This is a genomic window from Paraburkholderia sp. J11-2, assembly GCF_905220185.1.
In the GTDB taxonomy this organism is placed as follows: domain Bacteria; phylum Pseudomonadota; class Gammaproteobacteria; order Burkholderiales; family Burkholderiaceae; genus Paraburkholderia.
The window spans coordinates 342,353-354,299 of the sequence record NZ_CAJMYY010000002.1 but is presented as its reverse complement, the minus strand read 5'-3'; the positions used below and the strand labels follow the sequence as shown (position 1 = coordinate 354,299).

The window sequence follows — 11,947 nt, the reverse complement described above, 5'->3', positions numbered from 1 at the left end:
CCTCGCTTCAAAACGTACTGCGATTAGAAGCCGAACAACGGCTTGAGGGTGGGAATGGCCTGAGCGCCGATAACCATACCCAGCAAACCGACGAGGGCGACCAGCGGCGGCGCCGGCGAGCGAACCTTGACGACGCTGTAGATCACACCGGCGAGCACGCCGGCACCGAGCGACACGAGATACGATTCCATACGGTCAGACTCTTCGAAGGATCAAGATTCGGTATGTACTTAGACATCCTTATCTATCAATTCAGTCAGCCAACACCCATCGTGTTGAACGCGTCGCGCCAGCGTGCGCTGCCGCGACGCAGGCCATTACTTCGCCGGTACCGCCGCCAGCAGTTGGTGCGGCTCAGCCGTGCGTTGCCCGGCCTTGTGGACCATCGTGTAGGCGTAGTCGATGCCCATGCCGTAGGCGCCCGAATGCTCCTTCGCAATTGCCATGACCGCGTCGTACGTTTCGCGATGCGCCCAGTCGCGCTGCCACTCGAGCATGACCTGCTGCCACGTGACGGGCACAACGCCCGCTTGAACCATGCGCTGCATCGCGAAGTCGTGCGCATCCTTCGACGTACCGCCCGACGCGTCGGCCACCATATAAATTTCGTAGCCGCCTTCGAGCATGGCGCACAGCGCAAATGTCGTGTTGCAGACTTCCGTCCACAGGCCCGCCACGATCACCTTCTTGCGGCCGTTCGCCTTGAGCGCGTCGCGAACCTTCTGGTCGTCCCACGAATTCATGGACGTGCGCTCCAGCAGCTTGTGGTCCGGAAACACGTCGAGCACTTCGGGGTACGTATAGCCCGAGAAGCTTTCCGTTTCGACCGTCGTGATCGTGGTCGGGACATTGAACACCTTGGCCGCCTTGGCAAGCGCCACGACGTTGTTCTTCAACACCTGGCGGTCGATCGACTGCACGCCGAAGGCCATCTGCGGTTGTTGATCGATGATGATCAGCTGGCTATTCTGCGGGGTCAGGACTTCAAGTTTAGGATTGCTCATGACACAAGTTTCCTTTGAACCGGGAGAGGAGACGCTACCTCGCGGGCATGACCGGGAGGTGACCGGGGTGTATTGCACTGGCGGGATCGTCGGCCAGCTGCGCTTATTTGACACGCTAAAGCAGCGCTTCAACAACTAAAAAATGGAATTAATCTAATTCCAGAAAATTTACCCTTAATTAATCTGAAAGCGCCTTTTCCCGCTTTTGAAAACCCGTTACCCTTTCGCACAGATTGCCGAGCAAGGCTTCTCCGTGAGCCGGTCATCAACGAGATTCGTATCATGAAACCCTATATTCTTTCGCTGCTGGCCGGCATGCTGATCGGTGTCGTCTATTACACAATTAACGTGCAGTCGCCCGCGCCGCCCATCATCGCGCTAATGGGGCTGCTAGGCATGCTGGCCGGCGAGCAGATCCTTCCGCTCGCGCGCCGCATGCTCTCGGGCGACAAGCCGCGCGCAGCATGGCGAGACGCAAAATGCGGCCAGCATATGTTCGGCTCGCTGCCGGGCGCTCGAGTACCCGACGCCGCGGCAAAAGACCATCAATCATCATGATGCGTCGCCATGCACCCGCTTGTGCGCTGCATGAACTGCAGGCACAGGAATGAATAACGTCGAGCTGTTTCACTACCTCCTGCTGCTGATCTGCGGCGCGGGCGCGCTGACCTGGCTCGCCGAGCGCGTCTCGATCCCGCCTGCCGTTGTGCTTTTGCTGGGCGGCTGCGTCATCGCGGTAGCTGGCAAACGCGCTCCCGACATGGATCCCGACTTGCTGCTCGCGGCCGTGCTGCCGCCGCTGCTGATGTCGAGTTCGTTCTATACGGCTTGGAAGGAATTCAGGCAGGAACTCGGCACCATCACCTCGCTCGTGCTCGGTGCGGTCACGTTCACGACCGTCGCCGTTGCTGTCGCGGTGCGCGCGTTCAATCCGGACCTGCCGTGGGCTGCGTGTTTCACGCTCGGCGCAATCGTCTCTCCGCCGGATGCGGTCGCCGCGAAGGCGATCCTCCAGCGCCATCCGCTGCCCGGGCGACTCGTGGCCGTGCTCGAAGGCGAAAGCCTCGTGAACGATGCATCGGGGCTGCTGCTCTATCAGATGGCGGTTTCCGCCGCGCTCGCAGCCACGATCACCGTTGCGAGCGCCACGGGGCTGTTCTTCGCGCTGACGCTGATCGGTGTCGCCGTTGGCCTCGCCTGCGGCCACGCCATGTGCTGGGTGCTGCCGCGTTTGCGCGACCCGATGCTCGGCATCGTCGTGACCTTCGTGATGGCATGGGCGAGCTATGGCATCGCCGAGGCCGTGCACGGCTCGGGCGTCCTGTCGGTGGTGACCTGCGGTCTCGTGCTCGGCGTGCGCCAGCACCGCGTCTTCGACGCCGACCTGCGCATCAAGGCCAAGGCGACCTGGGAAGCGATCGTGTTCGTCCTCGATGCGCTCGTCTTCATCCTGATCGGCCTCGCGCTACATGGCATTCTCGCGGGCGTGCATCATGAAAGCGCCGTGCTCGTGGCCGGGTTGCGCGTCGCGTTGCCCGCGACTGCGGCGGCAATCGTCGCGCGCCTCGTGTGGGTGTTCGCCGCGGTCTGGCTCCCGAGCCGGTTGCGAGCAAGGCGCGCGGGCGGTCAGTCATGGTCGTTCGCGGAGGCTGTCGTGCTGGGATGGGCCGGCATGCGAGGCGTCGTGAGTCTTGCGGCCGCGATTGCGTTGCCGGGCAATTTCCCCGGGCGCGACCTGATCGTGTTCAGCACCTTCTTGCTGATCATCGCGACGCTCGTCGTGCAGGGCGGCAGCCTTGCGCCGCTTATCCGGTTGCTGAAGCTGCGCCCGGCCGCACGTCACACCATGTCCGAGCACGAGGCCCGCGCGCAAACCTTCGGTGCGTCCCTTGCTGCACTCGAGGATATCGGCAAGCGTGCTTCCGGTATCGAACGCGCCACGCTCGAGCGTCTGCTTGCCGAATACCGGATCCGCGTGAGCGCGAATCAGAACGCGCACACTTCAGGCATCGAGCGGGTCGCGGACCGGGCGCGCTTTCTGCGCGTCGAACTCGAACTCGTCGGCGTGTCTCGCGCGACGCTGCTCGACCTGCACCGTGTCGGCAAGGTGGACGATGCGGTCTTGCATCGCATCGAGTCCGAACTCGATCTCGAGGAATTGCGCCTGCAGCGCCTGCTCGAACCGTAAGGCGTGGCGCCGGCCGCTGCGCTTGACGCCGGCCCCGCAAGCCCGCCTCAAGAATCGCTGCTTTGCGCCGCGGACCGAGCGAGCCACGCATGAATCTGCGCGACCACCGCCGCGCCATCGCCTACCGCCGAGGCCACGCGCTTCGCCGCGCCCGAGCGCACATCGCCAATGGCGAAGAGGCCTGGCACGTTCGTCTCGAGCGGCAGGCAGCCCGAGCCGTTGCCCACGTCGGACGGCCCGGTCACGACAAATCCGTGCTCGTCCAGCTGTACTCCTGTCGATGTCAACCAGTCGGTTTTCGGGTCGGCGCCGATGAACAGGAAAAGGTGTCGGGTCTCGATGGTCTCGCTGCCCCCGTCCTGATGCCGGACCTGAATGCGCTCGAGACTGCCATGGCTCGCGTCCAGCGATTCGAGAGCGCAACCCGCGCAGATCAAGACGTTTTGCAGGGCACCGATTCGCTCGATCAGATAGCGCGACATGGTGGCTTCGAGACTCTCCCGCCGAATCAGCACGCGTATGCTTCTTGCGAAGTTGGCGAGAAACACGATAGCCTGCCCCGCCGAATTGCCGCCGCCGATCAGCACGATGTCCTGGCCTCTCACGAGACGCGCCTCGATGGGGGACGCCCAGAAGTAGACGCCTCTGCCTTCGAAGTGCTCAAAGCCCGGGACGCAAGGCCTGCGGTACGCCGCACCGCTTGCCACCACGACCGCTCGCGCCCGAACGCACTGTCCGTCGGAAAGTGCCAGCGCGAACTTGCCGGAAGTACGTTCGATGCACTCGACCGCGGTCGGAATGGCAACGTGAGCGCCGAACTTCAGCGCCTGCTGGAATGCGCGCGCGGCGAGCGCCTGCCCCGTGATACCCGTCGGAAAGCCCAGGTAGTTCTCGATGCGGGCACTCGCGCCAGCCTGCCCACCCGGCGCACGCCGGTCGAACACCACCACCGAGAGCCCTTCCGATGCCGCGTAGACTGCCGCCGCGAGGCCTGCCGGGCCGGCTCCGACAATCGCGATGTCGTAGCACTGCGAAGCACAAAACGTGGGCACGAGGCCAAGCCGCGTGGCGAGTTCCACTTCGTCCGGCGCGCGCAGGACCGTTCCGTCCGGGCAAAAGACGAGTGGAAAGTCCTCGGGATTCGAAGTGAGTCCGGCAAGAAACCGCACGGCCTCCGAATCGTTTCGCGCATCGATCACGGCGGCGGGATACGCGTTTCGTCGCAGGAAACCCTGCAGCCGGACAACGCGCGTGTCGTCGCCATAGCCGACGATAATGGGCCCGAGTCCCTGCTCGATGAGCCCGAGACGCCTTAGGATCAACGCCCGCATGATGTGCTCGCCGAGCTGGGCATCCGCGACGATGAGCGCGCGCAATTGCTCCGGCTTGAGCACCAGCGTGTCGCAGTCGGTAAGCGCGATGGCGTCGACGAGGGACGGCTTGCCGGTGAGCTGCACCATCTCGCCCATGAAATGCCCGTCGTGGTGTTCGGTAACGAGCGTGGTGCGGCCCTGCGCATCGCGCGAATCGATGCGCACGCGGCCGCTCAGCAGGATATGCAACCCTTCGGCCATGCGTCCGGTCTCGAATATCAGCTCGCCGGCCTTGAACGCCTTGCGTCGTGCGAACCGACTCGCGCTATGGATCTCCGTGCTGGAAAGGCGGGGAAACATCTGATGCCTGCGATGTTCCAGCGACGAAAACGGGTATTCGGACTCGGGTGTGTTCGTGCTCGTTCTTGTGCTCGTATCGTCTGCGTCGATCATATGCGTCTTGTCTGCCGGTCGGACATTCGATCTGTATCGTGTCCGTTCATCGTGGCAGCTTTCGCACCGGCGGACATTAAGCCGGACTGAAACGTTCTGAACGTGTGAGCGACGCGGCGAGCCGGCAACCATGCCGTTCTCGCCATGCCCACGGTCCACGCCGCGCGTTAAACCGCCTCCTGCCCCACCCGTGCCTCGAGAAACTGCAGCAAGGCGCGCACCTTGGTCGAGTGACGCCGGTTCGGAAGATACGCGGCGTACACCACGGCGTCGCCGTTGTGCGGCGTCACGCTCCAGTCAGCCAGGCAGTGCATCAGACGGCCCGCGCGCACATGCTCGTTCACGAGCCACGCGGGCAAGAGCGCCAGTCCCTGGCCGGCCAGCGCCGCTTCCAGCAGCATGTCGAGGTTGTTGGAGATGAGCCGCCCGCGCACATTCGCCTTTTCCTCCACCTCACCGCGTGCGAACGTCCAGGCCTGGTGCGCGCGATAACTGCCGCCATACGCAATGCGAAGGCATTCGTGCTCCGTGATTTCGCCGGGATGCCGGGGCAAGCCCGCGCGTTCGAGGTGCTCGTGGCTGGCAACGACAATGCGCGGGTTTGCAGCCAGCTTCTTCACGATGAGATTGGGGTCACCCGACGGCAACCCGATTCTCACCGCGACATCGATGCGCTCGACAGCAAGGTCTACGAAATGATCGGCGACCACGACGTCGAGGGCGACGCGCGGATACTCGCGCAGATACGCCGTGAGATGCGGCGCGAGCACGACGCGGTTGTAGACGGACGGCACGGTGATGCGCAGCGCGCCGGCCGGCGCGGCGCCGCTGTCGAGCACGCTCTCGTCGGCCTCGGCGAGGTCGTCGAGGATCCTGGAAACCTGCTCCACGTATGCCGTACCCGCTTCGGTCAGGCTGACGCGGCGCGGCGTTCGCGTCAACAACGCCGTGCCGAGCGCGGCTTCGAGGGCGTCCATCAGGCGCGTGACCGAAGACGTCGCCACGCCAAGACGCTGGGCGGCCTTGGCGAAGCCGCCCGCATCGGCGACTTCGAGCAGGGTATTGAGCGCGAGTAGTTTGTCCATGACGGCGATTATGCCAGCGCGATTACCGACGCATCCGGCGAAAGACGGCAGCATGCCTCCCTTTTTATCGTCCGATCATTTCGCGCGGCTTTCAGCGCCGCTGAACTGTGGGCGCGCGCAACAATTAACAGGCAGTTTCAAGACTTTTCAGACGCATCGTGACACGCTTGCAGCATCACGAGGCCACGGGGCGCCATGCGGCACGGGTCTCAGCCTTTACGTTGCGCAGGATGCAACGGGCGGTTGCGCCGCGAGCGTATTCCGGTGCCGCCGACCATTGCCTAATCTTGACGCAACCGACATCGCCTCCGCCCTTACGGTGTCGCGACGACGGGGACCGCTGCGCTCGAGTATCGAATTGCCCCCCACAGTGACTTCTTCGTTCAAGGAACCATCATGCCCACGCCCTCGAGCACGCTTGGCCACAAGACGCCGGCAATCAAGCTCACCCAGGGACTCATTGCGCTGTTTGCGTTCAGTTGCGGCGCGATCGTCGCCAACCTGTACTACGCGCAGCCGATCACCGAACTGATCGGCCCGTCGCTGCACATGTCGGCCGGTTCGGCGAGCCTGATCGTCTCGCTCACGCAGATCGGCTACGCACTCGGCCTGTTCTTCATCGTGCCGCTCGGCGATCTGCTCGAAAACCGCAAGCTCATGATCACAACGGCGCTCGTGTCGATCGCGAGCCTCGCGGCAGCCTCGCTCGCGCACTCTCCAGGCTGGTTCCTGGCCCTTTCGCTGCTGATCGGTTTCAGCTCCGTCGCCGTGCAGATCCTCATTCCGCTCGCGGCGCACCTCGCGCCCGATCACGCGCGCGGCCGCATTGTCGGGACGATCATGAGCGGCCTGCTGCTCGGCATCCTGCTCGCTCGCCCGCTCTCGAGCGTGGTCGCCGACCATTTCGGCTGGCGCTTCGTGTTCGCCGCCGCCGCCGTGCTCATGGCGCTCGTCACCGCCATCCTCGCGCTGACCATTCCGCGCCGCCAGCCCGAGCACCAGGCGTCCTATTTCGAGCTGATCGGTTCGCTGCTGCATCTGGTGCGCACGATGCCGGTGCTGCGTCACCGCGCCCTCTATCAAGGGCTGATGTTCGCCTCGTTCAGCCTGTTCTGGACCGCCGTGCCCATCGAACTCACACGCCACTACGGCCTCTCGCAGTCCGCCATCGCCGTCTTCGCGCTGGTCGGTGCCATCGGCGCGACGTCCGCGCCACTCGCCGGCCGTCTCGCCGACGCGGGCCACTCCGTGCGGGCCACGTTCATCGCCCTGATCGCAGCCGCGCTGGCCTACGCGCCCGCGCTGATTCATCCGGCATTCGGCGTCTACGGTCTCGTCGTCACGGGCATCGTGCTCGACTTCGCCGTACAGATGAACATGGTCCTGGGGCAGCGGGAAATCTATGCGCTTCACGCGGCGAGCCGCGGCCGCCTCAACGCGCTCTACATGACGAGCATCTTCGTCGGCGGTGCGTTCGGCTCGGCGCTGGCGAGCACGCTGTATGAACACGGCGGCTGGACGCTCGTTGCCGGTGTCGCCCTGGCTTTCCCGCTTGTTTCGTTCGTCCATTTTCTGCTCGTCGGCCGCGCGCATGCGCGCGCGAGCGCAAGCACGCTTTGACCGGTCTGCCGCGCGCCTCGCCCGATGCGCGGCACGCTGTTGACTGGTGCCCGGTCTTCTCATCCGTTTCAGGATTCCTGACCATGTCCTACTTGCTGAGTCATCCCGAGTCATCAGCCCCCGCTCTCATGCGGCGTGCGGTAGGGAGCACGATGACCCGGGCCGCGCGTGCCACCAAGCAGCGGGAGCGTTCATGAACCGCAGACGACTCTGGATCGGTGCGGCGGCAATCGTCGTCGTGGGACTCGCGGCCGCCATGGTCATCATGTACCGACCGCCCATCGCAGCCATCACGCCGCCGTCGCCGGACAGCTTCGATGCGCAACTCAAGCGCGAGGGTGCGCGCGTGGTCGCGCTCGGCGACTGTATCGTCTGCCACACGGCGAAAGAGGGCCGTCCGTTCGCGGGCGGCTTGCCGCTCGCCACGCCGTTCGGCACGATCTACGCGACCAACATCACGCCGGACCCGCAAACGGGCATCGGCGCATGGTCCGAGGCCGCGTTTGCACGCGCCGTGCGGCACGGGATCTCGCGGGACGGGCATCTGCTCTATCCCGCGTTTCCGTATGTGCATTTCACCCGCATGTCCGACCACGACATTGCCGCGGCCTATGCCTACCTCATGAGCCGCGAACCGGTTCAGGCGAGCGCGCCGGCCAATGCGTTGATCTTTCCGCTGAACTTCAGACCGCCGGTGGCGTTCTGGAACCTGCTGTTCCTGCGCGCAGGCCCCCGCGAGTCGGACGCTTCGCAGGACGCGCAGTGGAACCGCGGCAAGCTGCTCGTCGATGGTCTCGGCCATTGCGCCTCGTGCCATTCGCCGCTGAACGCCATCGGCGGCGAGAAGGCCGGCCGCGCCTTCGGCGGCGGCGTGGTGGACGGCTGGGAAGCGCCCCCTCTCAATGCGCTCGACAGCGCGGCAAAGCCGTGGACGAAGTCGCAGCTCGTCGCCTACCTGCGCACCGGACGCGCCTCGGAACACGGCGCCGCCGCGGGCCCGATGCTGCCGGTCACGCGCGACCTCGCGACCGTGCCGGTGGAGGACGTCGAGGCGATCGCCACCTACATCCTCTCGCTGCAGAAGCGTTCGCCGCCGGAAGTCAAACCGGCCTCGCCTGCCGTGCGCGTCGCGGCACGCGAGGCCACGCCCGCCGAACAGCGCGGCGCGGTGCTCTTCAACGCCTCGTGCACGCAATGCCACGGGCCGGGCTCGCCCATGCAGACGATCGGCGAGCGTCCGACGCTCGCGTTCAGCACGGCGGTCAACTCGGCCACGCCGCGCAACGCGGTGCAGATGATCCTCAATGGCATCACCTGGCACGGCGCTGACGCGATGAACTACATGCCCGCGTTCATGGACGTCTACGACGACAGGCAAATCGCCGACCTCGTCGCCTACGTGCGCGGCGCCTACTCGACACGACCCGCGTGGCCCGACGCCGAACCCCTCGTCGCCCAGCTCAGAAAGGAGGACAGTGCGCGATGATTTCACTGAACGTAAACGGCGTGCAGCACGCGCTCGACATAGATCCCTCCACGCCGCTGCTGTATGTGCTGCGCAACGATCTCAAGCTGCATGGCGCGAAATTCGGCTGTGGACTCGGCCAATGCGGCGCGTGCACGGTCATCGTGGACGGCGAGGCGACCTTCTCCTGCCTCGTGCCCGTAACCGCAATCGGCACGCGGCCGGTTCGCACGCTCGAAAGCCTCGGCAGCGCGGCGCATCCGGGCCCGCTGCAGCAGTCGTTCATCAAGCATCAGGCGGCGCAGTGCGGCTACTGCATCGCGGGCATGATCATGCGCGCGCAAGCGCTGCTCGATCGCAACCCGCATCCCACGGAGCAGGAGCTACGTGCGCACATGGACCCGAACCTGTGCCGCTGCGGTACGCACATGCGCATCCTCGCCGCCATCCGCGATGTCGCGGGCCTGCCCCCGCCGCAGGCGAGCACCCCGGCCACGCATCCCGTCACTGCCGCGAAGACCGCATCATGAGCCACCACGACGACGACTCCATCGACGCCCCCATCGACGAACGCCGCCGGCACTTCATGATTTCCGGCGCGCTCTTCGTCGCGTTCAGCCTGGTCAAGGGCGCGGACGTCCTCGCCCAGGAAGTCATCGCCGACGAAGGCGCGGCCGTGCACGTTGCGAAGGAAACCCAGGCGCTGGCCGGCAGCCTCAAGACCAATCCGCTGCTCGATGCGTGGATCAAGATCACGCCTGCGGGCAAAGTCACGGTCTTTACGGGCAAGGTCGAACTCGGCACGGGCGTGCGCACGGCGCTGCTTCAGGTCGCCGCCGAAGAGCTGGATATGGCGCCCTCGCTCATCACGTTCCTCACCGCCGACACGGGCGCCTCGCCCGACGAGGGCCTCACGGCGGGCAGCCACACGATGGCCGACAGCGGCAGTGCGCTGCTCAATGCCGCCGCACAGGTGCGCGGCCTGCTCGTCGACGCTGCCGCGAAGCGCTTTGGCGTCGATGGCGACGCGCTCAGTGCGAGCGACGGCGTCATCCGCGCACAGGACGGCCGAACGATGAGCTACGGCGAAGCCGTCGGCCTCGTGGACCTGCATCGCAACGCAACGCCCACTTCGCCGCTCAAGGACCCGAAGACGTTTCGTGTGATCGGCACACCGTTCCCGCGCCTCGATATTCCGTCGAAGGTCACGGGCGGCGTGAGCTATGTCCAGGATATGCAGTTGCCGGGCATGCTGCACGCACGCGTCGTCATGCCACCTGTGTATGACGCGAAGCTTCTTGCGTTCGACGAGGCCGCGATCATGAAAATGCCCGGCGTCGTGAAGATCGTGCGCAACGGCAGCATGCTCGCCGTGGTGGCGCACGGCGAATGGCAAGCGGTGACGGCGCAACGCGCCCTGGCGGCCAGCTGCCAATGGTCGCCAGGACGCGCCCTGCCCGACCCCTCGACCGTGCATCGCGACCTCAAGCCGCTCTGCACGCAGCAGATCAAGATTGTGGACCATCATGCTCCGTGCGCGCCTGCCGTGAAAACGCTGGAAGCGCGCTTCATCAAACGGTATTTGCTGCACGGCTCGATCGGGCCTTCGTGCGCCGTCGCGCAGCTCGACGAGGGCCAGCTCACCGTCTGGACCCACTCGCAAGGGGTCTATCCGCTGCGCGACGCGCTGGCCGAAATGCTCTCCATGCCGAAGGAGAGCGTGCGCTGCGTCCACACCGAAGGCTCCGGCTGCTACGGCCACAACGGCGCCGACGATGCTGCCGCGCACGCCGCGCTGATCGCCACAGCCATGCCGGGGCATCCGGTGCGCGTGCAGTGGATGCGCGAACAGGAGCACACGTGGGACCACTTCACGCCTGCGATGGTGACGCAAGTGAAGGCGTCGATCGACGCGAGAGGGCGCATCGTCGACTGGCAATACGCGCTCTGGAGCAGCTCGCACAACGAGCGCATCGTCAACGCCGGGCGGCTGCTGCCCGCGCGCATGCTGGAAAAGCCCTTCGTTTCCGCACCCTCGACGCCGATGCTGCAACCCGAGGGCGGCGGCGACCGCAACGGCATTCCGCTCTACACGCTGCCCAACATCGAGGTGATGAACAACTTCTCGCCGACCATGCCGCTGCAGACATCGGCGATGCGCTCGCTCGGCGCGCACACCAACGTGTTCGCGATCGAGAGCACGATGGACGATCTCGCGCACATGGCCGGCATCGATCCCGTCGAGTTCCGTCTGCATCACATGGACGATCCACGCGCGCGCGAGGTGATCCGGCTTGCGGCGAAGCAGTTCGGGTGGCCGCGGCCACCGCGCGCGCGCAATCGCGGCGTGGGCTTCGCGTTCGCGAAGTACAAGAATCTGATGGCCTATGTCGCGATCGCCGTGGAAATCTCCGTCGAGCCCGAAACGGGTCTCGTGAGGCTCGAAGAGGCGCAGGCCGCCGTGGATTGCGGCCAGGTCGTGAATCCCGACGGCGCGCGCAACCAGATCGAAGGCGGCATCGTGCAATCGGCCAGCTGGACATTGCACGAGGCACTGCGCTACGACACGAGCCGCATTCGCAGCTTCGACTGGGGAACGTACCCGATTCTGCGCTTCGATTCGGTGCCAAGGCGCATCGACGTGCACCTGATCGACCGCCCCGGCGCGCCGTTCCTCGGTACGGCGGAGGCCTCGATGGGCCCGACGGCAGGCGCGCTCGCCAATGCGCTGTGCGACGCGACCGGCAAGCGCGTGCGCGAAATGCCGCTGGCCGGCGACACGCTGAGGAAGCTCATCGAGGTGTAGGGGCCGCGTTGCA

The 11,947-nt window shown here is 65.5% G+C and carries 11 protein-coding genes; 7 read left to right on the top strand and 4 right to left on the bottom strand.

Annotation, left to right across the window (positions count from 1 at the left end; all coding sequences use genetic code 11):
- Positions 1-23: 23 nt before the first annotated feature.
- Positions 24-191: a DUF1427 family protein gene (locus tag U5A57_RS03790; protein ID WP_321908307.1), complete on the bottom strand. Its 168-nt coding sequence runs from the start codon at positions 189-191 to the stop codon at positions 24-26.
- A 126-nt stretch (positions 192-317) separates the two neighbouring features.
- Positions 318-1,004 (bottom strand): hydrolase, encoded by a 687-nt coding sequence (locus U5A57_RS03785; RefSeq protein WP_321908306.1) that lies wholly within the window; start codon positions 1,002-1,004, stop codon positions 318-320.
- Here U5A57_RS03785 and U5A57_RS03780 point away from each other — a divergent pair.
- The 3 genes from U5A57_RS03780 to U5A57_RS03770 all read left to right on the top strand — a co-directional run bounded on the left by U5A57_RS03780 (position 1,003) and on the right by U5A57_RS03770 (position 3,192).
- The gene (locus U5A57_RS03780) at positions 1,003-1,143 is read left to right on the top strand and encodes a hypothetical protein (protein WP_321908304.1); all 141 of its coding nucleotides are present in this window, start codon (positions 1,003-1,005) and stop codon (positions 1,141-1,143) included. The genes U5A57_RS03785 and U5A57_RS03780 overlap by 2 nt on opposite strands.
- 143 nt (positions 1,144-1,286) lie before the next feature.
- The gene (locus tag U5A57_RS03775; protein ID WP_321908302.1) at positions 1,287-1,562 is read left to right on the top strand and encodes a XapX domain-containing protein; all 276 of its coding nucleotides are present in this window, start codon (positions 1,287-1,289) and stop codon (positions 1,560-1,562) included.
- 49 nt (positions 1,563-1,611) lie between these two features.
- Positions 1,612-3,192 (top strand): sodium:proton antiporter, encoded by a 1,581-nt coding sequence (locus U5A57_RS03770; protein WP_321908301.1) that lies wholly within the window; start codon positions 1,612-1,614, stop codon positions 3,190-3,192.
- 47 nt (positions 3,193-3,239) lie between these two features.
- Here the strand turns inward: U5A57_RS03770 and U5A57_RS03765 are convergent, their stop codons facing one another.
- Together U5A57_RS03765 and U5A57_RS03760 are read right to left on the bottom strand one after the other, a co-directional pair.
- On the bottom strand, positions 3,240-4,958 hold the full coding sequence (locus tag U5A57_RS03765; RefSeq protein WP_321908300.1) for an FAD-dependent oxidoreductase: 1,719 nt from the start codon (positions 4,956-4,958) through the stop codon (positions 3,240-3,242).
- A gap of 167 nt (positions 4,959-5,125) precedes the next feature.
- Positions 5,126-6,043, bottom strand: a complete 918-nt coding sequence (locus U5A57_RS03760; RefSeq protein ID WP_321908299.1) for a LysR family transcriptional regulator — start codon at positions 6,041-6,043, stop codon at positions 5,126-5,128.
- A gap of 396 nt (positions 6,044-6,439) precedes the next feature.
- Between U5A57_RS03760 and U5A57_RS03755 the strand changes: the two genes are divergently transcribed.
- From U5A57_RS03755 to U5A57_RS03740, 4 genes are all read left to right on the top strand, one after another.
- Positions 6,440-7,663 (top strand): MFS transporter, encoded by a 1,224-nt coding sequence (locus tag U5A57_RS03755; protein WP_321908298.1) that lies wholly within the window; start codon positions 6,440-6,442, stop codon positions 7,661-7,663.
- Between the two features lie 193 nt (positions 7,664-7,856).
- Positions 7,857-9,149: a cytochrome c gene (locus tag U5A57_RS03750; RefSeq protein WP_321908297.1), complete on the top strand. Its 1,293-nt coding sequence runs from the start codon at positions 7,857-7,859 to the stop codon at positions 9,147-9,149.
- A complete protein-coding gene (locus U5A57_RS03745) occupies positions 9,146-9,658 on the top strand; it encodes a (2Fe-2S)-binding protein (protein WP_321908295.1) in 513 nt (170 codons plus the stop codon). The genes U5A57_RS03750 and U5A57_RS03745 overlap by 4 nt, the downstream gene beginning before the upstream one ends.
- Positions 9,655-11,934, top strand: coding sequence for a xanthine dehydrogenase family protein molybdopterin-binding subunit (locus U5A57_RS03740; protein WP_321908294.1), 2,280 nt, complete (start codon positions 9,655-9,657; stop codon positions 11,932-11,934). Before U5A57_RS03745 ends, U5A57_RS03740 begins: the two co-directional genes overlap by 4 nt.
- Positions 11,935-11,947: the final 13 nt, after the last annotated feature.